The sequence below is a fragment of the Dactylosporangium sp. CS-033363 genome (assembly GCF_050942475.1).
In the GTDB taxonomy this organism is placed as follows: Bacteria; Actinomycetota; Actinomycetes; order Mycobacteriales; family Micromonosporaceae; genus Dactylosporangium.
Map to the genome: position 1 here is coordinate 394,145 of NZ_CP192032.1, position 25,363 is coordinate 419,507.

Consider the following 25,363-nt stretch of genomic DNA (forward strand, 5'->3'; position numbering starts at 1 on the left):
GGAGGGCGTCATGGAGCGCGACGTGACGCGGCGCGATGAGACCGCAGGTAAGCAGCAGGATCGGGACGACGTTGTCCCGATGCCCGACTTCAAACGCCTCGAGCAGGCCGCCGAGGCCCCAGTCCGCCGCCACCGCCGGCGCGAGTACCCGCTCAACGACGAGGACTGAGCAGGCTGCACCGTACGGTCAGGGCGGCCAGGGCCGTGGTGCCCGCGGTCAGGACTCCTAGCAAGGCCCAGGGGACGGTGATCTCCAGCGGGCCGGTGACCCGTAGCAAGGTCAGCCACAGGCCGCCCACCGCCACCACCGTGCACCCCGCCGCCAGGACCGTCCCGACCGCTACGGCGATCAACACCTCCGTGATCGCGATGCGGTGGATCTGTGTCCTCAGCGCGCCCAACAGATGCAGGGAGCGGCGTTCAGGAGCGCGGTCCGGGGCGGCCATCAGCAGGGTGTTGACCAGGCTCAGCGTCGTGTACCCGAGGATGATTGCGAGCACCACCAACAGGCCGGTCCTGCTCGCGTCGTTCGACGGGGTCGAAGTCGAGCCGAAGCGCGCGTTGTGGCCGGGCGGGATCTTGGCGATGGCTGAGACGTAAGCGACCGTGGGCAGGGCGGAGAACGCGTGGCCCGCGCCGACCAGGACGTCCGCCGGGGCGCCCATTGGCAACAACCCGATCACACGCAGCGAAACCGGAGAACCGTCCGCCAACCAAACGTGAGCGAGCGAGCCGAGCGGCAGCTCCAGGTCCGGCGTCACCATGATGGCGTCGTCCGGGACCCACGTGACCGCCGCGGCCTCGCGTCTGATGAGGACGGTCGCACTCTCCAATGTGTACACGCTCGTCGGCGTCGAGAACTGCGCGTCCGGCAGTGCGCGTTGCAGCTCGCGATCCAGGCCCGCCGCGCCCGTCGGGACCACCGTGGCCGGCGAGGCGATCGGCGGTTTGTCCATCGTGGACTTCGCGGCGTCGGTCAGCGCGGACGCGGTCAGCAGCGACGCGGCCAGGCCAAGCGTGACCAGGACCGGAGCGGCGATCGCGGCCGTGCGGCGGGCCGAGGCGCGCGCGGACGCGGCGGCGACCTGGCCCGTGGCGCTGCGCAGGCGGGCCAGCGGAGCCGTTAGGGGCCGAATCAACGCGGGTGCCAGCAGGCCGCACGCCGCGACCAAAAGCATCACGATCGGCATGTACGTTTTGCGGTTCGTCGCCCCCGCCGGGTTGTCGATCGCGGTGATCGTCATCGTGACCAGGGCGAACGCCAGGACGCCGAAGCCGAGCACCCAGCGGGTCGCCGGCATGATGCGCGACTCGACGGCCGACTCGCGCATCGCCTCGCCCGGGCGGACGCGACTCGCTCGCCAGGCCGCTGTCGAAACGCCCAAAAGTGCAACCGCCGCGCCGGTACCGAATGCTGTCCACTGTGGCCACTCCGCACCGCTCGGCGTGGTGATCCAGGCGGGTGCGGCGAACGGCAGCAGGAAGCGGCCGAGCGTGGGGCCCGCGAGGACGCCGGCGGCAGAAGCGACCAGCGCGACCAGGAGGGCTTCGGCGTATACCATGCGGCGCACCTGACCCGGCGTCGCCCCGGTGGCGCGGAGCAGGGCGAACTCCGACCGGCGCTGGGCCACGGCGAACGCGAACGTGGACGCGACGACGAAGATGGCCACGAACGCGGCGAAGCCGAGGGCGATGCCGACGATCGTCGCGGCGTTGTTGCGCGCCCGCGCGTCGGGGGCACGGTTCGCGTCGAGCCGGGCGCGGTCCTGGCCGGTGAGGACGAGCGCGCGGTCGCCGACGACCTGGCGTACCTCGGCGGCCGGGCGGGTCAGGGCGAGCGCGTCGACGCGGGGCGACAGGGCGGCGGCCTGGGCGTCGGTGAAGAAGACGGCGGGCTGCGGGCCTTTATCAACGATCCCCACGATGGGGTACTGCTTGATCCCGTCCGCCGTCACCACCGGTACGACGTCGCCGAGGCGGCCGTCGCTCACCGCGATCTCGTCCACTGTGGCCGGTGCTCGTCCACTGTGGAGCTTCTGGCCCGCCAGTGCCAGAGCGGACCACGGGCGGCCGACGCCGTCGCGGAGGTAGTGCGCGGGGAAGACTCGATCCACGATCGCGTCCGGGAGCGCGGTGACCACGTCGGCCGGTACGCCGCGTGGCTCCGCCAATGGAGCACTCGCCCCGCGCACGGTGAGCGTTTGGGTGGGGGCGACGATGACGGGCGCTGCGGAGTACCGTTGCGGGGGTTGGTTTGGAGCGGTGACGGTCGTGTCCAGGACCAGGCCCAGGGCGGCCATGAGGGCCGAGCCGAGCGCGAGCGCGACGAACGTGCCCACGAACGAGACCCAGCGCAGCCGCAGCGTGGCCAGGGCGATGGCGATCATGCGAGCCGCCCGTCGGTGAGGGTGACGATGCGGTCGGCGTACGAGGCGGCGACCTGGTCGTGCGTGACCATCACGATCGTCTGGCCGCGCTCGTCGACGAGGCCGCGCAGGAGTTGCAGGACGTCGCGGCCGCTCGCCGAGTCGAGGGCGCCGGTGGGCTCGTCGGCGAACAGTACCGCGGGCGCCGTGACCAGCGCCCGCGCGATCGCGACGCGCTGCTGCTGGCCGCCGGACAGCTCGTGCGGGCGGTGCCCGCCGCGCTCGCCGAGCCCGACCGCGGCCAGGCCGGCCTCGACGTTCGCCGCGTCCGCGCGCTTGCCGGCCAGGCGCAGCGGCAGGCCGACGTTCTGCCGCGCGGTGAGGGCCGGGAGCAGGTTGAACCCCTGGAACACGAACCCGATACTGCGCCGGCGCAGCAGGGTCAGCCCCCGCTCGCCGAGCCCCGTCAGGTCCTGCCCGTCGACCACGACGCGCCCGCTCGTCGGCCGGTCCAGCCCCGCCGCGCACTGCAGCAGCGTCGACTTCCCCGACCCGGACGGCCCCATGACGGCCGTGAACGTGCCGCGCTCGAACGCCACTGACACTCCGTCGAGGGCCGTTACGCCGTTTTGGTACCGCCTGATGAGGTGTTGCAATTCCACTACTGCTGCCATGCCCAGAAAGTTAGAAATCGGACGGCCCGAGTCGGTACCGGACACATGACCGGTCGCGCACCTAGGGGCAGGTAGGGTCGGTGGCCGTGCTGTGGGGGCGGGAGGCGGAACAGGCGCAGCTCGCGCGCGTGCTCAGCCGCGCCCGCGCGGGGGAGAGCGCCGCTCTCGTGCTGCTCGGCGACCCCGGCATCGGCAAGACCGCCCTGCTGACCCAGGCCGCCGCGGCGGCGTCGGGCTTCACGGTGCTGCGGTGCGCGGGGGTGGAGACCGAGGCGGAGGTACCGTACGCGGCCCTCCACCAGCTCCTCCTCCCCGTCCTGGGCCGAGCGGACGCGCTGGTCGAAGCGCAGTCAGCGGCCCTGCGCGCGGCTCTCGGCCTTGGCCCGCCCGCCCCCGGCGACGTCCTGCTCGTCGGCGCGGCCGTCCTGTCCCTGCTGGCCGAGGCGAGCCCGGTCGCCTGCTTCATCGACGACGCCCATTGGCTGGACGACGCCTCGGCCGCGTGCCTGCGCTTCGTGGCCCGCCGCCTGCAGGCCGAGTCGATCGCCATGGTCTTCGCAGCCCGCGAGTTCGCCGGACTCCCCGCGCACCGGGTCCCGCCGTTGAGCCCGGAGGCCGCCGCGCACCTCGTCGCCGATCTCCCTTCGCCGGTACGCGCACGAGTCGTCACCGCCGCCGCCGGAAACCCCTTGGCGCTGCTCGAACTGCCCCGCGCGTTCCCGGACGACCGACCGGTACCCCTGCCCGCACGCATCCAGGACTCCTTCGCCGCGCGCCTGGACACCCTGCCGCCGGACGCCCTGTTGCTGGCCGCAACCGACGATCGTGCCGACCTGTCCACGTTGCTGCGCGCGGGCGCGGATCTGAGCGCGCTGTCACAGGCCGAACGCGCGGGTCTGGTCGAGGTGCTGGACGGCCGCGTCGTGTTCACCCATCCGCTGCTGCGCGCGGCCGCGTACCGGCACGCGACGTTCGACCGCCGCCTCGCCGCCCACCGTTCGCTGGCCGCAGTGGTCGACGACCCGGACCGCCGAGCCTGGCACCTGGCCGCCGCGGCAACGGGCCCGGACGAGGAGGCGGCCGTAGCCCTGGAGCAGGCGGCCGAGCGAGCGCGCGGTCGCACCGGGTACGCGGCCACGGCGGCGGCCCTCCAGCGCGCCGCCGACCTGACCGCCGACGAACCCAAGCGAATCGTCCGTTTGGTCGCCGCCGCCGAGGCCGCAGACGTAGCCGGCCGCCCCGACCAGGCCCGCACCCTGCTGGACCGACTGCCGCAATCCGAGGCCATTCGATTGCGCGCCAAGCTGGCCCCGGACGCCTCCACGGCCCACGAGTTGCTGATCAGCGGAGCCCGTGGCGCCCCGCGATCGGTGGCGGGTCCGATGCTGTTCGACGCGGCCCGCAACGCCTGGCAGCGGGGCGACCGCGCGCGGCTGACCGAAGTCTCCGGGCTCCTGCACGAACGAGGGCTGCGCTCCGCGACCGGGCTCGACGCGGCGCTGGCCACCATCGACGGCGAAACTCCATCCCGCGAGGGCATGCAGGCGATGGCCGAGCTCGTAGCAGCGGCCGAGGACATCGAGGCCGCCTTCGTCGCGGGCCTCATCGGCGACTTCACCGCTGCCCGCGCGATCGCCGCGTCCGAAGTGGCCCGTGCGCGGGAGGAGGGCGCCGCCGGTCGCCTCCCGAGAGCGCTCGCCACGCTCGCCGCCGCCGAACTGCACCTGGGCCGGTTCCGCGACGCCGTCACCACCGCCGCCGAGGGGCTCCAGCTCGCCACCGACCTCGGCGGGCCGACGCAACAGTTCGAGGGCATCCTCGCCTGGATCGCAGCGGCGCGCGGTGAGGACGCCGAGTGCACCCGCCTGGCCGCCACCGCTGACCCGGCCTGGTCCGCGTGGGCCCTCGCGCTCCTCGACCTGGGGCGAGGGCGCGCGACCGAAGCCTCCGACCGCTTCGAGTCGGGCCCATCCAGGCGCCAGATGCAGGCCATCTACTCCGCCCCCGACCAGATCGAGGCGGCGATCAAAGCGGGCCGGCGCGACCGAGCCGAGACCGCGTACGCCCGATTCGAGTCGTGGGCCACGACGTGCGACACCGATTGGGCCGGCGCTGCCCTGGTCCGCTGCCGGGCGATGCTCACGGAGAAGACGGAGACACCCTCCGCAGACTTCCCGTGGGAAGCGGCCCGCACGCATCTGATCGTCGGCGAACGGCTGCGCCGGGAGCGCCGCAAGAACGACTCCCGCCTCCACCTCCGCACCGCCGCGGAGCTCTTCGATCGCCTCGGCGCCGCGCCCTGGGCCGACCGGGCGCGGGCTGAGCTTCGCGCCGCCGGGGAGGCCACGTCGCCGGCCCCGGAACACGACACGCTGTCGCCGCAGGAGTTGCAGATTGCCCGGCTTGCCGCGGCCGGGAAGACCAATCGCGAGATCGCCGCGATGCTGTTCATCAGTCCGAAGACGGTGAGCTACCACCTGTACCGGGCGTTTCCGAAGCTCGGCGTCACCACCCGCACCCAGCTGGCCCGGCTCGACCTCAGCTGAGCCGTCAGGACGATGCCGGTCGGCCGTTCGTTGATCGCATACCGGGTTCGCATTCCGTACGTTCCGCCGTATGGCCACCCACTTTGCACAACCCGCGAAGAGCCGAAGGCCGCTGCTCATCGGCATTGGCGGTGGGCTCGCCGGGCTCTGTGTGCTCTGCTCGTGCATCGCCTACTTGGTGCCGAAGGACAAGAACCAGGAGACGCCGCAGCACGAGCAGCAGCCGGTCGTTCCGGTGGCCGTGACCCCCACGGCCACCGCGCTGCCCGCCACCACCACCGCCGCGACCCAGGCCGTTGTCACCACGCCGCCCGCCGTCGTCGTCACCACCACGGCCGCGGCGCCCCCACCGCCGCCGCCCGCTCCGAAGACGACCAAGGCCGCGCCGCCGCCACCGACCGAGGACAACGATGTGTACTACAAGAACTGCACCGAGGCGAGGCAGGCCGGCGCCGCCCCGCTGTACGTTGGCGAACCCGGCTATCGAAAAGCCCTCGACCGCGACGGTGACGGCGTGGCCTGCGAGACGTAGCCATCGGACGGACCTTCGCGAGCCGTCGGCGTACGGCGCAATAAGTGTGCGCCGGCGGCCGGATTGTGTAATTTACAGTGACGATCGCCGATGTGACGGAACATTCCGTGGGCGGGTTGCAGGGTTGTTGCAGGTGGTTGACGCCGATTTCGGAAACGTCCTAGCGTCCCGTTCAGGAAAGCGCTTTCCCCTGAATGGAGGAGCAGATGCAATCCAGGTCCACGCGGCGTCGGGTGCGGATCGCGCTCGCGGCCGCGTCCGGGATCGCGGCGGTCGCGGGGGTGACGCTGGTCGCCACCAACTCGGCGTCCGCCGCCACCGTCGACACCGGCGCCACGTACGTGTTCGTCAACCGGAACAGCGGCAAGGTCATCGACGTCTACAACTGGGCGACGAACGACGGGGCGCCGGTCAACCAGTGGTCGCGCAACGACCTTGCCGTGCAGCAGTGGAAGTTCGTCGACGCCGGCTCCGGGTACTACAAGATTAAGTCGGTGATGAGCGGCAAGGTCCTCGATCTGCCGAACGCCACCGACGGGCTCCAGCTCGTGCAGAACGCCGACAGCGGCTCGACGACGCAGCACTTCCGGCTGCAGGACTCGTCCGGCGGCTATGTGCGGTTCGTCAACCGGCACAGCAACAAGGTCATCGAGACGTGGGAGTGGTCCACCGCCGACGGGGCCAAGCTCGACGGGTACCAGAACCTCGACGGCGCCAACCAGCAGTGGCAGTTGGTCAAACTGGGGAGCACCACCCCCACCACCGGCGGCGGCGGTGGCGGCAGTACCCCCACCGGATCCTGGCCGTCCGCCAGCGGCTCGGCGTCGGTGGGATCGACGATCAAGGTGAGCGGCACGCTCGACGGGGGCATGAAGCGGTACTGCTGCATCGGTGACGGCGGCCAGAGCGAGAGCCAGGACCCGGTGTTCGAGCTGGCCGACGGGGCGACGTTGAAGAACGTCATCATCGGCTCCCCGGCCGGCGACGGCGTGCACTGCCTGGGCCGCTGCACGATCCAGAACGTGTGGTGGGAGGACGTGGGCGAGGACGCCGCGACGTTCCTGGGCACCGGCGGCGGCGACTCGTACGTCATCGGCGGCGGGGCCCGCTCCGCCAGCGACAAGGTGTTCCAGCACAACGGCAACGGCACCGTGCACATCAGCGGCTTCTACGCCAGCGACATCGGCAAGCTGTACCGCGGCTGCGGCAACTGCACCAACCACTACCAGCGCAGCGTGACCGTCGACAACGTGCTGCTCAACAAGGCCAAGTACGTGGTCGGCATCAACACCAACTGGGGCGACACCGCCACGCTGTCCCGGGTGGTCGTGCAGAGCTCGTCCGGCATCCACATCTGCGCCGAGTACCAGGGCGTGGCCAAGGGTTCGGAGCCGAAGTACCTCGGCGACGGCATGGGCGACGGGCACTGCAACTTCAAGTCCAGCGACATCACCTACAAGTAGTCCGTGACCGCGGCGGGCAGTGCGAGCTGCCCGCCGCGCCGCGCGGGTCAGAGCAGCGTGAGCGCCATTCCGGCGACCGCCGCGGTCAGCAGCAGTACCGAAACCTGCAACAGCCGGTGCTTGCGCCAGTTGAGCCTGCTCATGCGCACCAGTTGCGAGGCGAGCATCGCGAGCTCGTCGGCCGGGGTGAGCGTGTCCAGATGCGCAGTCAGCTCGACCGGGCGCCAGTGGCGAAGGTGGCCGAAGTACACCGAATGGCGCGCGAACTCGGCCTGGTGCATCCGGCGCGGGCCCAGGATCGGCAGCACCACCGACGCCGTGGTGGCCATCGCGGCCAGCAGCAGGATCAGGATCACCGCCGCCGGCCAGGTGCGGTGATCGTCCGGGGAACCGACGACGTAGACGGCCGCCCCGCCCTCGACCGCGAGCAGGATCGACGCCTTCACATCGGCGCGGGTGGTCCAGGACTCGAGGGCGGCGTGCACGCGCCAGGCGAATTCGACGTTCATATGCCCAGCCTGCAACGCATCGACGGCCATGATCCCCGATTTTTAGGGGATGTCGGCCAGGAAGGCCAAATCCCGCCCATCGTGGTAGTAGCGCGCGGCGTGCCGAGGTGTCGCCCCATGCACCGTCTCGGCCCGCGGGTTCGCGCCCGCCGCCAGCAGCGCGCGAATGAACGCGATGTCGCCGCCCTGCATGACCGCCTCGTACAGCGGTGTGCGGCCGATTCTGTCCGCCCCGTCCACTGGCACGCCCGCTTCGAGCAGCGCCGGCACGACCCGCGCATGGTCGAGCCAGACCGCCATGTGCAGCAGCGACCACCCGTTGTTCGCACGCATCCGAGGGTCGATCGTCCCGTCGCGCAACCCGCGCAGCAAATGCTCGGTGTCGCCGAACTGCAGCCGATGCATGAGCCTTCGCCGGTACTCGTGCAGCTCCCGCGGCAACCGCCCGCCACCCTGCAACCAGGCCTGCTCGACCCCGAAGCAGCCGGGACTGTCCCCGCCGAGCGCGCGCAACGCCGCCTCCCGCCGCTGCTCGAGTTCATCGTGATCGTGCAGGGTGAGCCGCCCGCCCACGATGCCGAGCCGGTGCCACTGCCCGTGGCAGCGCACGCGAAAGCCCGGGGACCGCTGCTCACAAGGAGGAGGCAGGGGGAGCTCAGGCCGTACCGACGAGGTGGGAATCCGAACGGGGACCTCGAGGTAGTTGCCCGGATCGGCAGCCGACGCCGTCATCGAGGGCACGTCGATCGTCAGATAGGCCCCGAACAGCGTCGCCACCTGATCCACCCCGAACGCGGCCGCCGCCTCCGCCGCCAACTCGGCGACGCCAAGAGGGCTCGTCGGGGACACGGAAGGCGACTGCAGGCAGCTCAGGTCGTCAAAGTCGAGCGTGATGCCGCACCGGAGCCAGGCCTCGCGGTAGTCGCCCGCCGCCAGCAGCGCCAAGATCTCCGGGGAAGGCGATGGTGCGGCAACACGGTCGTCCCAGGTGTACCGCGGCGCGTAATACCAACGCGTGTGCTGCAATTCGGCCAAGGTCGCCACGTGCAGGTGGACGCGTTGTGGCCCGGTCGGCGATTTCGGCAGCCGCACGCAGAGAAGAGGAGCGGTCGCGGCGCCGGAAAGCGGGGCGAGGACCGCGGTGACCTGGGCCTGCAGGGTGGCGCGGCCGCCGCGGTGCCGGGGGAGTTGCCACCACAGCCGATCGAGGGCCAGGTGGCGCAGGTCGTCCTCAAGCGAAGGGCGCGGCGGCGAGGTCGATGTCGATCGTCACCGGCAGCAGGCTCGCGGCGGCCCGCCAGTCGCCGGACGCCCGGGCCGAGGCCGCCGCCGCGACGAGCGCGGGCGACGGCATCTCGGCCCGGATCTTGCGCCAGAGCGGCAGCTCACGATCCAGGAAGGGCAGGCCGGCCGGAATCGAACCGGCGTCCTCCAACTTCGCAAGGTGGCGTGACGACCTCTGCACTACGGCCTGCCGCGCAAGAGCATAGAGCGACTCTAAGCCTGCAGGTGGACCCGGCGCCGACGGGCGATCAGGACCAGCGCGGCCCCGACGACGACGGCCGCGAGCCCGGCCCCGACGATGAGCGGCGTGTTCGAGCCGGTGACCGGGAGGGCCGGGCCGGCCGTGGGGGAGGGGCTGGCCGATGCGCTCGGCACCGCCACCCGGACGGCACGGACCGACATGTTGGTGTTCTCGTCGCCGCGCAGCTCGACGTGGGTGGTGTCGCTCTGGCCGCCCTCGCCCGCCATGATCTTCCAGCCGGCCGGCGCCTCGAACTTGACCAGGGCCTCTCCGGCCGGAACGTGCGCGACCTTGAACGCGCCCTTGGCGTCCGTGGTCGACGAACCGTAGGTCGTCCTGCCGTCGACGCTCGTCACCGTGGCCTTGACGCCGGCGATGCCCTTGGCGGGGTCGTACTCGGTGTCCGGGGTCGCCCCCTCGTAGACGAAGCCGTTCACGGTGCCGAACGCGCCCGGCACGTTGAACCTCGCGCGAACCGTGTTGTCCTCGCCGTTGGCGTCGCCGTTGTCGGCGAAGAGGTCGAACCCGACGAAGCCGCGTCCGGCCACCCAGGCGTCGTGGGTGACCTTGCCGGTGAGCTGGAACTTCTTGATCTCTCCGACGGCCAGATCGAAGCCGGTGGAGACGACGCCGTAGTCGATGCCGGTGATGCCCTCACCGTCGCCGCCCGTGTAGTGCACGTGCTTGGCGTCGGCCTTGCCCTTGTTCGTGACCGAGACGGTGATGACGACGATGTCGCCCTCGGCGTAGGAGGCCTTGTCGACCTGCTGGTCGACCGAGATGTCCGGTTTGGGGTCGGCCGCGAGGGCGGCAGTAGCGGGGATGAGGGAGATGACCGCGCCGGCGAAGGCGGCGGCGAGTGCACGCATGGGAAGGCACCGTATCGACTCGTCCCGTGCTCCGCTGCCCCGTGGAGCTCTTCCGTTTGACGACAGTGGCTCACACGCGCCCGGTGTAGGGTAAGGCCCGTTCGAAATGTGACCCATTGTTGAAGAGGAACTGATGGTCGACGTTGCGCTGCTGCTGGGTGGCCCGTCCGAGGAGCGCGGAATCTCGCTCAACTCCGCACGCTCCGTAGCGGACCACCTCGAGGGCGCGGTGGTCGACCTCACCGAGATCATCTTCTTCGACCGGCAGCTGCGGCCGTACTCCATCCCGCGCGGGCTGCTCTACTGCAACACCCCGTCGGACTTCGACTTCAAGCTCGCCCACGAGGGGCGGCCGCTGAGCGAGGACGAGCTGATCGCCCGCCTGCGCACGGCCGGGCTGGTGTTCCCCGTCATGCACGGCGCGTTCGGCGAGGACGGGCAGGTCCAGGCGCTGCTGGAGAAGGCCGGGGTGCCCTTCGTCGGCACCGGCGCGCAGGCGTGCGCGACCGCCTTCGACAAGTACAACGCCAAGCAGGCCCTCGACTCCCACGGCATCGGCGCCGTGCCCTCGGTGCTGGTGGACGCGGCGATGTCCGACGCCGAGGCCGAGCGGGTCGTGAACGAGGCCTTCCCGGACGTGGCCAAGCTGGTGCTCAAGCCCGCCACCGGCGGCTCCAGCATCGACGTGTTCGTGGCCCGCGACCGCGCCGCCGCCATCGACATCCTGCGTACCCTGCGCCAGCGGCACGACCGGATCGTGATCCAGCCCCGCATGCACGGGCACGAGGTCACCACCATCGTGATCGAGGGGCCGGACGGGCCGGTCGCGCTCATCCCGATCGAGATCGAGCTGCAGAACCAGGCCAGCGAGGACGAGATCTTCGACTACCGCCGCAAGTACCTGGCCAGCAACGACTCGCACTACCACTGCCCGCCGCCGCGGGACGACGAGACGATCGCCCGCATCCAGGGCATCGCCGAGCACGCGTTCACCACGCTGGGGCTGCGCGACTTCGCCCGCATCGACGCCTGGCTGGAGGAGGACGGCTCGATCCTCGTCTCCGACGTCAACGTGATCAGCGGCATGGAGCAGAACAGCTTCCTGTTCGTGCAGGCCAGCCAGCTCGGCATGACCCACGCCGACATCCTGCGCGAGGTGCTGCGGGCCGCGGCCCGGCGCAACGGGCTGCCGTTCGAGGCGCCTTACGACACCACGATCCAGACCGGGCAGCCGGTGGCCGTGCTCTTCGGCGGCGCCACGGCCGAGCGCCAGGTGTCGGTGCTCAGCGGCACCAACGTGTGGCTGAAGCTGGCCCGTTCGCAGAAATACGCGCCGATCCCGTACCTCCTGTCGCCCGACGGTTCGGTCTGGCAGGTCTCCTACTCGTCGGCCCTGCGGCACTCGGTCGAGGAGATCGTCTACGCCTGCCGCGACGGCCAGCGCCTCGAGGAGCGCCGCAGCCGGCTCGCCGCGCAGATCATCGAGCGGCTCGCGCTGCCGGACGAGGCGCGCAGCACGTCGGTGGCCCCGCCGGTGCAGCTGACCATGGAGGAGTTCCTCGACCGGCACGACCTGGTCTTCATCGCCCTGCACGGCGGCGCGGGGGAGAACGGGACGCTGCAGGAGCTGTTGGATGCGCACAACATCCGGTACAACGGCAGCGGCCCGGACGCCTCCCGCCTCTGCGCCGACAAGTATCAGACCGGCCTGGTCGTGGCGACGCTGGAGGGCGAGGGCATCCACACCGCCCGCCGCGTGCGGGTCGACGTGCCCGCGACGTTCGACGAGCCCGGCATCGAGTCGCTGTGGCACGACATCATCACCGAGGTGACCGACACCCGCGTGGTGGTCAAGCCGCTGGACGACGGCTGCTCGGCCGGCATCGTGCCGCTCGGCAATGCTTCGGACCTGCAGCGGTACCTCGAACTCATCAACGCCGACGCGCACCGCATCAAGGGCGCGGGCTTCTCGCTGCTCAACCCCGAGCAGCTGGTCGAGATGCCGACGAGCCGCCCCGAGCACCTGCTCTTCGAGGACTACATCGACACCGACGACGTGCGGGTCGAGGATCATTCGGGCAAGGCGGAGCTGCTCTGGGGCCGCGAGCGGGACACCGGCTGGATCGAGGTGACCGTCGGCGTCATCGGCCCCAAGGGCGCGATGGTGGCGATGAACCCCTCGATCACCGTGGCCAGCGCCGGCATCCTGAGCCTCGAAGAGAAGTTCATGGGCGGTACCGGCATCAACATCACCCCGCCGCCCGGCCCGCCGCTGGGCCGGGTCGAGCCGGGCGCGGTCGACGCCGTGCGGGCGCGCATCTCGCGGGTGGCCAACGTGCTGGGCATGGCGGGCTACGGCCGCATCGACGCCTTCATGCACCGCAAGACCGGCGAGGTCATCATCATCGAGGCCAACTCGCTGCCCGGCCTCACCCCGGCCACCGTCTTCTACCACCAGGGCCTGGCCGAGGAGCCCCCGGTTCCGCCCCGCCAGATCCTGGAGCGCCTGCTGGACCTGGCCAACCACTCGTAACCCTCTACAGTCGCGGGGGTGATGGTTCCCCGCCTGCTCGCATCGGCCACGGTCGCGGGACCGGTGCGCGACTGCCTCGACGGCGGCTGGCTCATCCTGGAGCCGGCCGCCGTTTCCGTACTCTCGCCCCTGCTCGAGCCGACGGCCCACATCCCGCTGCCGGACATCGACGGCCTGCGCGAAGCCGACTTCGACGGCCGCCGGCTCGTGCTGATCGCCCGCGCGGAGGTCCTGGCCCTCTCCCCGTCGGGCGAGCTGCTCTGGCGCCTGGACGAGGGCGCCGAGGAGGCCCGCCTGGCACCGGCCGGCGCGGTTGGCGGCCGCGCGCCCGACGGCCTGCTGTGGCTGACACGCGGCGACGTGCTGGTCGCCCTGGACGCTCTGACCGGCCGCGAACTGGCCCGAACCACGGTCTCCCAACCGATGATGACCGGCCCAATATTGAGCCGGTTCGATGACACCCCAGTGACACCGGGCTTGGTGGAGGATGGCATCACGCTCAGAGAGTTGGGCGGGGCTTACGTGGCAGGAACCGCCGGCGACCGGTACCTGTCCGTCGGCTACGAGGACGACACGGAGGTGAGCTGGCACGACGCGAACACCGGAGCAACCCTGGCCAAGCACACCTTCGACGAGGGAGAACCAATCGACGGCTGCGCACTCGTCTCGAACGACTACGTCCTGCTGAACGACCTGCTCCTGGCCACCCGCACCCTGCGCCCGGTGGGCCGCCTGACCTACCCGGTGCCGACGGGCACCCCACGCACGTCACCAACCCCCGGCCGCTGGCTGACCGCCGGCCCGACCCTGCACCTCTGGGAACTCACCGACCCGCCAGGCGAAGCCACGCTGTTCTGAGGCGGTGCCCCTCGCGCCGGTCCATGCCTCGCGCCGGCCCGCGGCCGTCGGAGCCCGCCGACGGTGCGGGCCAACCTGCCCACGGTGCAGTGAGCGCATCGGCGGCGTGGAAGCCCACCGCCGGGTCGCGCCGGGTCGCGCCGGGTCGCGCCGGGTCGCGCCGGGTCGCGCCGGGTCGCGCCGGGTCGCGCCGGGTCGCGCCGGGTCGCGCCGGGTCGCGCCGGGTCGCGCCGGGTCGCGCCGGGTCGCGCCAGGTCGCGCCGGGTCGCGCCGGGTCGCGCCGGGTCGCGCCGGGTCGCGCCGGGTCGCGCCGGGTCGCGCCGGGTCGCGCCGGGTCGCGCCGGGTCGCGCCGGGTCGCGCCGGGTCGCGCCGGGTCGCGCGGGTCGCGCCGGGTCGCGCCGGGTCGCGCCGGGTCGCGCCGGTCGCGCCGGGTCGCGCCGGGTCGCGCCGGGTCGCGCCGGGTCGCGCCGGGTCGCGCCGGGTCGCGCCGGGTCGCGCCGGGTCGCGCCGGGTCGCGCCGGGTCGCGCCGGGTCGCGCCGGGTCGCGCCGGGTCGCGCCGGGTCGCGCCGGGTCGCGCCGGGTCGCGCCGGGTCGCGCCGGGTCGCGCCGGGTCGCGCCGGGTCGCGCCGGGTCGCGCCGGGTCGCGTGTAGTCGTCGGCGCGGTGGAGTCGTTCGCGCCGGTGATCGGCCGCAGACCCAGCACGGCGCCCGCGGCCCGACGGCCAGCGGTGGCCGGTCGAGCGACCCGCCGGCCACCGGGTGCCGTCGATGCGCCGCCACTCGACCAGCACGCGGTGCCGTCGACGCACCGCCGCCCGACCGGCACGCGGTGGCGCCGGTGCCCGGGTGACGGGCCGCTGTCCGTCGGACCACGCGAAGATCTTGAGGGGGTGTGGGTGGAGCGGAGCTCCCCCGCCGCTCCTGGGAGATACAGCTCAGTGCTGGGTGAAGATGCGCTGGACGCGCGGGCCGACCTGGGTGAGCAGTTCGTGGGAGACCGTCTCCATCGCGGCGGCGGCCTCCTCGACGGGCACTGAGAAGCCGGCGTACTGCCCGAAAATCAGCACGTCGGACCCCACCTCGGCGTCGGGGTGGCCGGTGATGTCGATCGCCATCGAGTCCATCGAGATGGTGCCGGCGATCTCGCAGCGGCGGCCGTTCACCAGCACGTAGCCGACCTTGCGGAAGGCGCGCGGGACGGCGTCGTAGTAGCCCGCGGCGATCAGGGCGATGCGGGTGTCCGGGGACTGGGCGCGGAACAGGCCGCCGTAGCCGACGCGCTCGCCGGGGGCCATGTCGTGGATCTCCACGATGCGGGAGACCAGGCCCACGCCCGGGGTCAGGGTGACCAGGCTGCTCGTGGCGGTCGAGGGCTGCAGACCGTAGAGGCCCAGGCCGATGCGGACCATGTCGTAGCGCGCCTCGGGGAAGCGGATCGTGGCGGCGGTGGCGGCGGTGTGCCGTACGACATCCTCGAAGCCCATCTCCGCGGCCGCCGAGCACACCGAGCCGAACCGTTTGAGCTGCTCGCGCGTGAGGTCGTCCTCGTCCGGGTCGTCCGGGCAGCCGAGGTGGCTCATCAGCCCGGCCAGCCGCAGGTGCTCGTGCCCGCGGAGCTTGCCCAGCAGCTCGATGGCCGCCTCGGGGTACAGGCCGCTGCGGTGCATCCCCGAGTCGACCTCGACGTGCACGTCCAGCCGGCGGCCACTGCCGGCGGCCGCGCGCACGGCGGCGTCGTACATCTCCATGGAGTACAGCGACGGGGTCAGCCGATGCCGCACCAGCCGGTCGAGGTCGCCCGGAACCGCCAGAAACACCAGGATCGGCATCTGTACCCCGGCCCGCCGCAGCGCCACGCCCTCGTCCGACGTCGCCACGCCTAGCCAGTCGACGCCCGCCTCGCGCAGGGTGTGCGCGACCGTCACGGGGTTCGTACCGTACGCGTCGGCCTTGACCACGCCCATGAGCTTGGTGTGCGGCCCGACCAGCTTGCGGAACGCGGCCACGTTGTCCCGCACGGCCGCGAGGTCGACATACAGCCGGGTCGCGGCCGCGGTCTCCACCAGGTGCATCCAGGAGTCGGTGACCATGGTGTCCCGCGGTACGTGCACCAGCGCCACGTCGTCCGGCCGCAGCTCGGTCGCCACGAACGCCCGCATCCGGTCCTCGTCCGGGAAGCGGTGCACGGGCACGTCGCTGCCGGCCAGCGCGGCCTCGATCAGGCCGTGGGCGTCGTCGGCCAGGCCGCAGACCAGCCGGACGTTCTCGGCGCGCAGGCAGCGGGCCATCGCCTCGGCCTCGTCGGCGGTGAGCCCGGCCAGCGGATCGCCGATGATCATCAGGGTGCGGCCCTGGGCACCCATCAGGGAGCGGGCGGTGCGCAGGGCGCTGCTCAGGGCCAGCGGGTCGGTGTTGGCCAGCTCGCCGACGACGGTCGCGCCGTCGGGGCGCCGCCACATCTGCATCCGGGTCGACGGCGGCGTGTAGTCGGCGGCCGCCGCGAGCAGGTCGGCGCCGCGCATGCCGAGCAGGGTGGCCGCGCCCATGGCCAGCTCGAGGTCCTTGAGCACCTCGGGGGACGGGGTGGCGACCAGCAGGTCCTCCTCCGTGCCGTCCGGGAGCACGGCCCGGACCAGCGAGGAGCGCTCGACGTGGCGCTGCCGGACCAGCCGGGGCAGGGACGCCGTCTTGATCTTGTGTTCGGGCACGAGGCGGCGGGCCTCAGCCAGTACACCCGCGTCGTCTTCGCCCATCAGAAGCCACCCGTCGTCGGGCAGTGCGGCGGCCATGCTCAACAGCTCACGCGCGTGCTCCTCGCGGCTGCCGAAGCTCTGCCCGCTGCGGGAGCCGAGGTTGGTGAACACGACGGCGGCGGGGTCGACCATCCGGGCCAGGCGGGCCATCTCGCCGGGCTCGGTCGCGGCCGCCTCGATGACCGCGACCGGCACGTCGGCCGGGCACTGCAGCACGGACAGCGCGACCCCGAGCTGGCTGTTGTAGCTGCCCGGGCTGCCGTAGGTCACCCGGTGCCCGGCCAGCAGCCCGACCAGCGCGTCCTTGGTGAGCGTCTTGCCGTTGCTGCCCACGACCGCGACGAACGTGGTCGAGGTGAGCTTGGCCCGCCACCAGACCGCCATCTCCTGCAGCGCGGCCAGCGGGTCCTTGACCCCGATCACGGCCTGACCCGGGAACTCGTCCAGCCGGCGCTCGTCCACGACCGCGGCGATCGCCCCGTTGCCGAGGGCCCGCGCCACGAACCGGTGACCGTCCGTGACACCCTGAAGTGCGAAGAAGAGGCTGTCGGCCTGCAGCCGGTCCGAGTGGATGGCGACGCTGCCGACCAGGCGTTCTTCGGGCGTTTCGGCCCGGAAGTGCACCGTTCCGCCGACGATCGACGCCACCTCGGCGAGCGGGACTGGGTCCATTCGCCGAATAGTAGCTGGAGTGAGCTGCTCCACGGACAGTAAGATTGCCCGGTGTTGGAGATCATGGAGATCCTCCGGAAGGACGCTCACGCGACACCGGAACGCATCTCGGACCTCACCGGAATCGACGTCGAGCGCGTCCGGACGCAGATCAGCGCCTGGGAGCAGCAGGGCGTGATCCGGCGGTACAAGGCCGTCATCGACGCCGACATGCTGCGCGAGATCAGCGGCGAGCAGTTCATCACCGCCTTCATCGACGTCGCCGTGATGCCCGCCCGCGGCCTCGGCTTCGACGACGTGGCGCTGCGGATCTCCCGCTTCCCGGAGGTGCGCTCGGTGTACCTCGTCTCCGGCGCCCAGGACCTGCGCTGCGTGGTGACCGGCCGCAGCATGCACGACATCGCCGACTTCGTGGCCCAGAAGCTCTCCACGATCGAGCGGGTGACGGCCACCGCCACGCACTTCGTGATGAAGACGTACAAGGACGACGACGAGCTGTACGCGACCACCCCGCCCGACCGCCGCCTGCCGGTCACGCCGTGAAGCCGCTCAACCCGGTCGTCGCCGCGATCCCGCCCTCGGGCATCAGGCGTTTCTTCGACATCGCGGCCACCATGGACAACGTCATCTCGCTGGGCGTCGGCGAGCCGGACTACGTCACCCCGTGGCACGTCCGCGAGGCCGGGATCTACGCGCTGGAGCAGGGGTACACGACGTACACCTCGAATGCCGGGCTCCTGGAGCTGCGCCAGGCCATCGTCGGCGACCTCTCGCGCCGGTACTCCGTCCGCTTCGACGCCGACTCCGAGTGCCTGATCACCTCCGGGGTGTCGCAGGGCCTCGACCTGGTGATGCGCACGCTGCTCGACACCGGCGACGAGGTGATCATCCCGGAGCCGTGCTACGTGGCCTACGGCCCGTGCGTGACCTTCGCCGGCGGCACGCCCGTCTACGTGCCCTCCTCGCCGTCGTTCGAGATCCTGATCGACGAGGTCGAGCGGGCGATCACCCCGCGCACGAAGGCCATCCTGGTCTCCTCGCCGTCGAACCCGACCGGCGCGATCCAGCCGCGGGCGGTGCTGGCGGCTTTGGCGGATTTGGCGGTACGCCACGATCTCTATCTCGTCTCCGATGAGATCTACGAGCGGCTCAGCTACGACGCCCCGCACACCTGCGTCGCCTCGCTGCCCGGCGCCCGGGAGCGCACCGTGGTCCTCGGCGGCTTCTCCAAGGCCCACGCGATGACCGGCTGGCGGGTCGGCTACATCTGCGCCCCGGCTCCCGTGCTGGAGCTGGCGGGGCGCATCCACCAGTACACGATGCTGTGCGCCCCGCACGTCTCCCAGGCCGCCGCCCTGGAGGGCCTGCGCTCGGGCGAGCCGCAGGTGGCCGAGATGGTCGCCGACTACGACCGGCGGCGCCGCCTGTTCGTGAAGGGCCTGAACGGGGCGGGCCTGACCTGCCTGGAGCCGCAGGGCGCGTTCTACGCCTTCCCGTCCATCCGCGCGACCGGCCTGGACTCGGAGACCTTCGCCGAGCGCCTGCTGGAGGCCGAGCGGGTGGCCGTCGTCCCGGGCAGCGTCTTCGGGCCGTCGGGCGAGGGCCACATCCGCTGCAGCTACGCCACCGCCCTACCCCTGCTGGAGGAGGCCGTCCTGCGCATCGGCCGCTTCGTCGGTTCGCTGTAGCCGAAGGCGGCGCCAGGCGAACCAGATCAGCCAGATCGCGGCCGCGCCGAAGATGACGGCGCCGGCCAGGACCACGATCCAGTCGGCGAGGCTCGACGGGTGCTTGACGAACGAGTGCCAGACGTACGTCAGCAGCGCGCCGGAGCCGATCGCCAGCCGGTGCGCGTCGCCCCAGCCCTCGCGGGCCGACCAGAGGGCGGTCAGCGCGAAGAACACCACGATGCCCGCCGCCGCGAGGGTCACGCCCGCCCAGACCGGCAGGGAGTTGATCGTGGTCATGAGCATGAAGGCGGCCGCGGTCAGCAGGGTCATCACGAACACGATCCAAGGCCCAGGGGCTTGAGAATTCGTCGCAAAACCCTTGAAACGGACCAGAAGGCCCACGGCGATCAGCACCACCACGATCACGCCGGTGACCGTGAACTGGGCGGCCGAGGCGGTGTACGGGTACATCGACTGGCTGATCGCGGTCGAGGCGACCAGGCCGAGCACGAACAGGATCGCCGTCACGATCAGGCCGCGGCGGCCCAGCCAGGGGGTGGTGCGGCGCTCGCCGGCGAAGCCCTCCATGAGCAGGATCGGGGCGCAGATGCTCCAGAACACGTGGATGCCCACCACGAACAGGGTCCACGGGACGCCGATGCCCAGCGCCGGGATGTACCCGGGAGCCAGCAGGTGCTCGTCCGCGTAGTTCGGGTTGAACAGCGACTGGGTGGTGAAGCCCTCCTCCAGCACGCCGTAGGCCACGGCCAGGATGAGGATGTTCGTCCAGCCCAGGCCCCGGCGCCGGACCAGCTCGCGGATGAGCAGGGCGCCGCCGCCGTACAGCGGTGCGAACACGACGATGGCCGGCAACAGCACGATGGGGGTGTTGCCGAGCAGGAACTCACCGACCAGCGGCGCCAGGAAGAACAGGCCCAGCGGCAGGGCGTTGCGACGAATCATGTACATAGATCAACACGCGCCACAACAAAGAGCCCATCACAAATGTCATGGTCTGCCCGTGGCCAATCGCAGGCCCTTGGCGGCCAGGCGGTCGGCCCGCTCGTTCTCCGGGTGGCCGGCGTGGCCCTTGACCCAGTGCCACTCGACCTCGTAGCGGGCGACCAGCGCGTCCAGCTCCTGCCACAGATCCACGTTCTTGACCGGCTGCTTCGCGGCGGTCAGCCAGCCGTTGCGCTTCCACTTCGGCACCCAGGCGGTGATGCCGTTGCGCACGTACGAGCTGTCCGTGTACAGCTGCACCTGCACCGGGCGGGTCAGGCTCTCCAGGGCGCGGATCGGCGCGGTCAGCTCCATGCGGTTGTTGGTGGTCGCCGTCGCCTCGCCGCCGCACAGCTCCTTCTCCACCGTGCCGTACCGCAGGACGGCGCCCCAGCCCCCCGGTCCCGGGTTTCCGCTGCAGGCGCCGTCCGTGTAGATCTCGACGTGGGTCACACAGGTATTAGACCGTGTGCCACTTCTGGTTCGCGGTACCGGCACAGTCCCACAGCTGCAGCCGCGCGTCGTTGTTCGGGTTCCAGTCCTTGATGTCGACGCACTTGTTCGCCTGCGGGTTGACCAGATCGCCGGCCGCGGACAGGACGAACTGCTGGGCCGGGTTGCCCGAGCAGGTGGCGACCTGGATCACCGTCCCGTTGGCGCTGGAACCCCACGCCACGTCCATGCACTTGTTGTTCTCGGTGCGCAGCGTGCCGTCGACGAACGTCCACTTCTGGTTGGTTCCGCCCGTGCAGTTCCACACGATCAGGAACTGGCCGTCGCTGAAGTTCCAGTTCGGGACGTCGATGCACTTGCCGTTCCAGTTGCTGGCGATCGACTTGCCGTTCGACGACGGCGGAGCCGTGGTGCCACCGCCGGTGGGAGGAACCGAGCCGCCCCCGCCAGTGAACGGGCTGAGCGTGATCCCGGCCGAGCGCGGGTCGCCGTCGTGCACCAGCGACTCCTGGTTCTGCACGTCGTCGAACGCGAACCCGTAGGCCTTCCCGTCGGCCATGTTCTCGTGCACGATCCGCGAGTAGTGGTTGGTCAGCGCGCTCTTGTAGAAGTCGGCCGCGGTACCGCCCGGCTGCGTGTCGATCGTCCCCAGCGTGCTGCGGTGCAGGGCGGCGCACAGCGTCCGGGCGATCGGGCCGACGACCTGGTCGTTCGGCGCGCCGAGGGCCCCGTCGCAGCCCCACACGTTGGCGGTGGTGGGCCGGTTGAACGTGGCGACCTGCTGGCCGGAGCCGTTCGTGAAGGTCATCACGGTGCCGTTGGTGCGCCCGAAGTACTTCACGTTCGGCTGGTCCGTGAACGGCACGACCGTGAGCGTCTTGGTGGTGTAGGCGTTCCAGGCGTTCGCGATGTACGGGTCGAGGTAGTTCGCGCTGAACAGCCCGGCGTCGGCGGCCTTGCCGGGGCTGAGCACGCGCAGGACGGTACCGTCGGCGCGGGTCACGACCGTGTTGCCCCAGCCGGCCTGGGCCTTGAGGCCGTCGATCACGTTCTGCCGCCCGTTGGCCTTGAGCGCGCCGGTGGTCGACGTGACGCCGTTCGAGCCGGTCACGCTGACCGCGTGCGGCACCGCGAACATGTCCACCTGCGAGCTGTTCAGCCACAGGCCGGCGTCGTTGTAGGTGAACTCGCTCCAGTCGAACAGGATGTCGTGGTTCGGGTCGCCCGCGGCCCACGGCGCCGGCTGGACCAGGCCGTCGGGGGTGAGGAAGAACTTGAGCTTCTCGCCCAGCGACATGTACACCCGGCCGGAGAGGTTCTTCGGCAGCTGGATGGTCTTGCTGCCGCCGTTGGCCGGGCCGGGGATCGCGACGTCCGGGGCCGGCATGGGCGGGTTGGTGCCGGCGGACCACTGGGTGAACGTCCCGTTGGCGGAGACGTACCCGAGCCGGCCGGTGCTGAGGTTCGTGCCGAGCACGTACAGGTACACCGCGTCGCCGCGGCCCGTGGTGTTGGTGACGGTGAACGGCAGCAGCGACGGGCCGGCCGCCTGCGCCGAGGGGAGGGCGGCGATCGCCACGGGTATCGCGGCGGCGATCACGGCCGCGGCCCCGAGCAGCTTCGTCCTCAGTCGCACGGTGAAACTCCTAAGCATCGATTCGTGAGAGCGCTCTCAGCATCAGGAGCAGCGGCAACAGATGTCAACCGAGACCAACAAGACCCAACGATCTCTTAAGGGCGCGTTGAGATTGACGGGTCTAGCAAACCGTACGTACGTCTTGCTAAGGTGACCCACATGCGGCTGCTCGCGCTCATCTCGCTCATCAACACCGCCGGCACGGGCCTGTGGATGGTGGCGAGTCCGCTGTACCTCACCCGGTACGCCGGCCTGTCGATCACCGAGACCGGCCTCGCGCTGACCGCCACCGGCCTGGTCTGCATGATCGCCAGCGCGCCGATGGGGTACGCCGCCGACCGCCTCGGCGCCCGCGAGGTCTACGTCGCCGGACTGATCGCGCAGGCGATCGGCACCGCCATGTTCGTGTTCGTGCCGAACATGTGGGTGTACCTCCTGATCGGTCTCCCCCTCGCGATCGCCGACGCCGCGCAGCGCGCCGCGAAGGGAGCGGTCATCGGCGGCGCGGTGCCCCCGGAGGACCGCGTGCGCACCCGCGCGTACCTGCGCTCGGTCACCAACGTCGGGATCGCGATCGGCTCCGCGCTGGCCGGCGTGGTGCTCGCGGTGGACACCCGGTGGGCGTACGCGGCGCTCATCCTGGCCGACGCGCTGACGTACCTGATCGCCGCCGCCCTGGCCACCCGCCTCGAGCGGATCCCGCGGCACGCCCACGAGCCGGGCGAACCGCGCATGGTCGCGCTGCGCGATCGGCCGTTCCTGGCGTTCGTCCTGCTCGACGGGCTGCTGTCCGTGCACTTCGGGCTGTTCGAGGTCGGCCTGCCGCTGTGGATCGCGCACCGCACGGACGCGCCGACCTGGCTCATCGCGGTGGCCTACCTGACCAACACCACCGCGGTCGTACTTCTACAGGTCCGCGCCGCCCGCGGCACCGAGGAGCCGACCGGCGCGGCGCGGGCAGCCCGGCGGGCGGGGCTGACCCTGCTGGTCGCGTGCGGCCTGTACGCCCTGTCCGGCCACGCCCACGCCTGGGTCACGATCGCACTGCTGATCGCGGGCGCCCTGACCCACGTCGTCGCCGAGCTCTGGCACTCGGCGTCGGGCTGGGGGATCTCGTTCGGCCTGTCGCCGGCCGACAAGCACGGGCAGTACCAGGGCGCCTATGCGATCGGCATGCAAATGGGCCAGATGCTCGCCCCGCTCGTGGTGACCACGCTCGCCGTCGGCTGGGGCGACCCCGGCTGGCTGTTGCTCGGGGCCGCCTTCGCCGCGGCCGGCGCGGCCATGCCTTCAACGGTGGACTGGGCGCTGAGAAACCGGCCTCAGTTGCCCACGCCCAGGGAGGCCATCGCCGCCGAGGGGTAGCGGTCGCCGCGCGCGGAACCGGCCGGAACCGCGCGCTCGATCTCGGCCAGATCGGCCGCGGTCAGCGTCACGTCGGCCGCGCCGAGCGCCTCGGACAGCCGTTCCCGGGTCCGGGCCCCGACCAGCGGCACGATCGACGGATCCTGGGCGGCGACCCAGGCGATCGCGAGCTGCGCGACCGTGCACCCCTTGGCCGCCGCCACCCGGCGCAGCGCCTCGACCAGCGAGAGGTTGTGCTCGACGTTGCCGGGCGAGAACCGCGGTGTGTGGCCCCGGAAGTCGCCCGGGGCGCTGGCGTTGGGGTCGTAGTGGCCCGAGATCAGCCCGCGCCCGAGCACCCCGTAGGCGGTCATCCCGATCCCGAGCTCCCGCAGGACGGGCAGCACCTCGGCCTCGACGCCCCGCGACAGCAGGGAGTACTCGATCTGCAGGTCGGCCACCGGGTGCACGGCGTGCGCGCGGCGGATCGTCTCGGCGTTCACTTCGGACAGGCCGAGGTGGCGGACGTATCCGGCGTCGATCAGGTCCTTGATCGCCCCGACCGTCTCCTCGATCGGCACCGCCGGGTCGAGCCGGGCCGGCCGGTAGATGTCGACGTGGTCGGTGCCGAGCCGCACCAGGGAGTGGGCCAGGAAGTTGCGCAGCGCCTCGGGCCGGCTGTCCTGCCCGCCGCCGGGCCGCAGGTCCGGGCTGAGCAGGACGCCGAACTTCACGCTCAGCTGGTAGCTGTCCCGGGGCCGGCCGCGCAGCGCCTCGGCGATCAGCAGCTCGTTGTGGCCGGCGCCGTAGTGGTCGCTGGTGTCGATGAGCGTCATCCCGGCGTCCAGCGCGGCGTGGATGGTCGCGATGCTCTCGTCGCGGTCGGACGGTCCGTAGGCGCCGGACATGCTCATCCCGCCCAGGCCGAAGGCGGAGACGGCGGCGCTGCCAAGGTTTCGTGTCTGCATGAGTCAACCGTGCACCCGATCGTGATCGGCCGGGAGCGGAGCGCGCATCGTGGGAGCGCCGCTCCCTGGCTGGCCGGGGCGGGCGGAGAGACGATGGGGACATGCAGCGTGAGCAGCTCGCCGACTTCCTGCGCCGGCGCCGCGAGGCGATCCGCCCGGCCGACGTCGGCATCCCCGACGGGCCCCGCCGGCGCACCGCCGGCCTGCGCCGGGAGGAGGTGGCCCGGCTGGCCGGCATGTCGGTCGACTACGTGGTACGCCTGGAGCAGGGCCGCAGCAGCCAGCCCTCGACCCAGCTGCTGGCCGCCCTGGCGCGGGCGCTGCGGCTGTCCGAGGACGAGCGCGACCACCTGTTCCGGCTGGCCGGGCACCAGCCGCCGACCGCCGTGGGGGCGGCGAGCCTGGCCCGGGCCGGGCTGGTCCGGCTGCTCGACCTGCTCGGCGACAACCCGGCCATGGTGCTGTCCGACCTCGGCGAGGTGCTCGCCCAGAACCGGGCGTCCACGTTGCTGGCCGGCGACCACACGGGCTTCACGGGTCTCCGGCGTTTTCTCGTGTACCGCTGGTTCACCGAACCCGGGACCCGCCAGGTCCAGCCCGACCACGATGTCGAGCAGCACGCCCGGCAGATGGTGGCCGATCTGCGGGCGGCCGCGGGCCGGCGCCCCGACGATCCCGTGGTCGCCGACCTGGTCGCGCGGCTGGAGGCGGCCAGCCCCGACTTCCGGCGGCTGTGGGCCGAGCACGAGGTGGCCGTGCGGCGCGCGGACCGCAAGACGTTCCTGCATCCGCGCGTCGGGCCAGTGCTGATGGACTGCGAGACGCTGGTCACGCCGGACCAGGGTCAGCTGATGGTGGTGCTGACCCCGGCCGACGCGGAGAGCCGCGAGCGGCTGCAGCTACTGATGGTGCTCGGCAGCGAGGACTTCACCGTCCGCGGGTAGCGGCTTGATCGCCCGCGCGATCAGCGCCGCCACCGCGACGAGCT

22 protein-coding genes and 1 tRNA gene are annotated in these 25,363 nt (G+C 71.7%); 10 read left to right on the forward strand and 13 right to left on the reverse strand.

Annotated features, from left to right (window positions below; translation table 11 throughout):
* Positions 1 to 10: 10 nt before the first annotated feature.
* Positions 11 to 169, forward strand: coding sequence for a hypothetical protein (locus ACQPZ4_RS01870; RefSeq protein WP_433055138.1), 159 nt, complete (start codon positions 11 to 13; stop codon positions 167 to 169).
* Here the strand turns inward: ACQPZ4_RS01870 and ACQPZ4_RS01875 are convergent.
* Positions 153 to 2,387 carry an FtsX-like permease family protein gene (locus ACQPZ4_RS01875; RefSeq protein WP_433055141.1) on the reverse strand — a complete coding sequence of 745 codons (2,235 nt, stop codon included), beginning with the start codon at positions 2,385 to 2,387 and terminating at the stop codon, positions 153 to 155. The genes ACQPZ4_RS01870 and ACQPZ4_RS01875 overlap by 17 nt on opposite strands.
* The gene (locus ACQPZ4_RS01880; protein WP_433055144.1) at positions 2,384 to 3,040 is read right to left on the reverse strand and encodes an ABC transporter ATP-binding protein; all 657 of its coding nucleotides are present in this window, start codon (positions 3,038 to 3,040) and stop codon (positions 2,384 to 2,386) included. Before ACQPZ4_RS01880 ends, ACQPZ4_RS01875 begins: the two co-directional genes overlap by 4 nt.
* An 80-nt stretch (positions 3,041 to 3,120) precedes the next feature.
* Here ACQPZ4_RS01880 and ACQPZ4_RS01885 point away from each other — a divergent pair, with 80 nt between their 5' ends.
* Positions 3,121 to 5,586 (forward strand): helix-turn-helix transcriptional regulator, encoded by a 2,466-nt coding sequence (locus tag ACQPZ4_RS01885; RefSeq protein ID WP_433055147.1) that lies wholly within the window; start codon positions 3,121 to 3,123, stop codon positions 5,584 to 5,586.
* Between the two features lie 70 nt (positions 5,587 to 5,656).
* Positions 5,657 to 6,118 carry an excalibur calcium-binding domain-containing protein gene (locus tag ACQPZ4_RS01890; protein WP_433055150.1) on the forward strand — a complete coding sequence of 154 codons (462 nt, stop codon included), beginning with the start codon at positions 5,657 to 5,659 and terminating at the stop codon, positions 6,116 to 6,118.
* A gap of 172 nt (positions 6,119 to 6,290) precedes the next feature.
* Here the strand turns inward: ACQPZ4_RS01890 and ACQPZ4_RS01895 are convergent, their stop codons facing one another.
* Positions 6,291 to 6,491 (reverse strand): hypothetical protein, encoded by a 201-nt coding sequence (locus tag ACQPZ4_RS01895; protein ID WP_433067158.1) that lies wholly within the window; start codon positions 6,489 to 6,491, stop codon positions 6,291 to 6,293.
* Between ACQPZ4_RS01895 and ACQPZ4_RS01900 the strand changes: the two genes are divergently transcribed.
* Complete coding sequence (locus ACQPZ4_RS01900; protein ID WP_433066160.1) at positions 6,460 to 7,581, forward strand: pectate lyase; 1,122 nt, start codon at positions 6,460 to 6,462, stop codon at positions 7,579 to 7,581. The genes ACQPZ4_RS01895 and ACQPZ4_RS01900 overlap by 32 nt on opposite strands.
* Positions 7,582 to 7,628: 47 nt before the next feature.
* Here ACQPZ4_RS01900 and ACQPZ4_RS01905 read toward each other — a convergent pair whose 3' ends face one another.
* The 5 genes from ACQPZ4_RS01905 to ACQPZ4_RS01925 all read right to left on the reverse strand — a co-directional run bounded on the left by ACQPZ4_RS01905 (position 7,629) and on the right by ACQPZ4_RS01925 (position 10,484).
* Complete coding sequence (locus ACQPZ4_RS01905; protein WP_433055153.1) at positions 7,629 to 8,120, reverse strand: Pycsar system effector family protein; 492 nt, start codon at positions 8,118 to 8,120, stop codon at positions 7,629 to 7,631.
* Positions 8,121 to 8,132: 12 nt separating this feature from the next.
* Positions 8,133 to 9,182, reverse strand: coding sequence for an ankyrin repeat domain-containing protein (locus tag ACQPZ4_RS01910; protein WP_433055156.1), 1,050 nt, complete (start codon positions 9,180 to 9,182; stop codon positions 8,133 to 8,135).
* A gap of 139 nt (positions 9,183 to 9,321) precedes the next feature.
* On the reverse strand, positions 9,322 to 9,525 hold the full coding sequence (locus ACQPZ4_RS01915) for a hypothetical protein (protein ID WP_433055159.1): 204 nt from the start codon (positions 9,523 to 9,525) through the stop codon (positions 9,322 to 9,324).
* Positions 9,492 to 9,564: transfer RNA gene (locus ACQPZ4_RS01920), tRNA-Arg, on the reverse strand. Before ACQPZ4_RS01920 ends, ACQPZ4_RS01915 begins: the two co-directional genes overlap by 34 nt.
* 23 nt (positions 9,565 to 9,587) lie before the next feature.
* Positions 9,588 to 10,484: an LPXTG cell wall anchor domain-containing protein gene (locus ACQPZ4_RS01925; protein ID WP_433055162.1), complete on the reverse strand. Its 897-nt coding sequence runs from the start codon at positions 10,482 to 10,484 to the stop codon at positions 9,588 to 9,590.
* A gap of 133 nt (positions 10,485 to 10,617) precedes the next feature.
* Here ACQPZ4_RS01925 and ACQPZ4_RS01930 point away from each other — a divergent pair, with 133 nt between their 5' ends.
* Both ACQPZ4_RS01930 and ACQPZ4_RS01935 read left to right on the forward strand, forming a co-directional pair.
* The gene (locus ACQPZ4_RS01930) at positions 10,618 to 13,017 is read left to right on the forward strand and encodes a hypothetical protein (protein WP_433055164.1); all 2,400 of its coding nucleotides are present in this window, start codon (positions 10,618 to 10,620) and stop codon (positions 13,015 to 13,017) included.
* A 21-nt stretch (positions 13,018 to 13,038) separates the two neighbouring features.
* The gene (locus ACQPZ4_RS01935; RefSeq protein WP_433066163.1) at positions 13,039 to 13,875 is read left to right on the forward strand and encodes a PQQ-binding-like beta-propeller repeat protein; all 837 of its coding nucleotides are present in this window, start codon (positions 13,039 to 13,041) and stop codon (positions 13,873 to 13,875) included.
* Positions 13,876 to 14,812: 937 nt separating this feature from the next.
* On the opposite strand, the gene alr is transcribed toward ACQPZ4_RS01935, so the two are convergent.
* Entirely contained in the window at positions 14,813 to 17,302 is a 2,490-nt protein-coding gene (gene alr, locus ACQPZ4_RS01940; protein WP_433055167.1) for an alanine racemase, read from the reverse strand.
* Positions 17,303 to 17,365: 63 nt separating this feature from the next.
* On the opposite strand from alr, the gene ACQPZ4_RS01945 reads away from it, so the two are divergent.
* Entirely contained in the window at positions 17,366 to 17,845 is a 480-nt protein-coding gene (locus ACQPZ4_RS01945) for an Lrp/AsnC family transcriptional regulator (protein WP_433055170.1), read from the forward strand.
* Entirely contained in the window at positions 17,842 to 18,990 is a 1,149-nt protein-coding gene (locus ACQPZ4_RS01950; protein ID WP_433055173.1) for an aminotransferase class I/II-fold pyridoxal phosphate-dependent enzyme, read from the forward strand. The genes ACQPZ4_RS01945 and ACQPZ4_RS01950 overlap by 4 nt, the downstream gene beginning before the upstream one ends.
* Here ACQPZ4_RS01950 and ACQPZ4_RS01955 read toward each other — a convergent pair.
* The 3 genes from ACQPZ4_RS01955 to ACQPZ4_RS01965 are packed head-to-tail and all read right to left on the reverse strand — an operon-like array spanning position 18,934 to position 22,063.
* Positions 18,934 to 19,935 (reverse strand): hypothetical protein, encoded by a 1,002-nt coding sequence (locus tag ACQPZ4_RS01955; RefSeq protein WP_433055176.1) that lies wholly within the window; start codon positions 19,933 to 19,935, stop codon positions 18,934 to 18,936. The two genes, ACQPZ4_RS01950 and ACQPZ4_RS01955, sit on opposite strands and share 57 nt — an antisense overlap.
* A gap of 45 nt (positions 19,936 to 19,980) precedes the next feature.
* Entirely contained in the window at positions 19,981 to 20,427 is a 447-nt protein-coding gene (gene rnhA, locus ACQPZ4_RS01960; RefSeq protein ID WP_433055179.1) for a ribonuclease HI, read from the reverse strand.
* A 7-nt stretch (positions 20,428 to 20,434) separates the two neighbouring features.
* Entirely contained in the window at positions 20,435 to 22,063 is a 1,629-nt protein-coding gene (locus ACQPZ4_RS01965; protein ID WP_433055182.1) for a glycoside hydrolase family 64 protein, read from the reverse strand.
* Positions 22,064 to 22,222: 159 nt separating this feature from the next.
* Here ACQPZ4_RS01965 and ACQPZ4_RS01970 point away from each other — a divergent pair, with 159 nt between their 5' ends.
* Positions 22,223 to 23,428 carry an MFS transporter gene (locus ACQPZ4_RS01970; RefSeq protein WP_433055185.1) on the forward strand — a complete coding sequence of 402 codons (1,206 nt, stop codon included), beginning with the start codon at positions 22,223 to 22,225 and terminating at the stop codon, positions 23,426 to 23,428.
* On the opposite strand, the gene ACQPZ4_RS01975 is transcribed toward ACQPZ4_RS01970, so the two are convergent.
* Positions 23,386 to 24,375, reverse strand: a complete 990-nt coding sequence (locus ACQPZ4_RS01975; RefSeq protein ID WP_433055188.1) for an aldo/keto reductase — start codon at positions 24,373 to 24,375, stop codon at positions 23,386 to 23,388. The two genes, ACQPZ4_RS01970 and ACQPZ4_RS01975, sit on opposite strands and share 43 nt — an antisense overlap.
* A 101-nt stretch (positions 24,376 to 24,476) precedes the next feature.
* Between ACQPZ4_RS01975 and ACQPZ4_RS01980 the strand changes: the two genes are divergently transcribed.
* On the forward strand, positions 24,477 to 25,319 hold the full coding sequence (locus ACQPZ4_RS01980; protein WP_433055191.1) for a helix-turn-helix transcriptional regulator: 843 nt from the start codon (positions 24,477 to 24,479) through the stop codon (positions 25,317 to 25,319).
* The last annotated feature ends 44 nt before the right edge of the window (positions 25,320 to 25,363 follow it).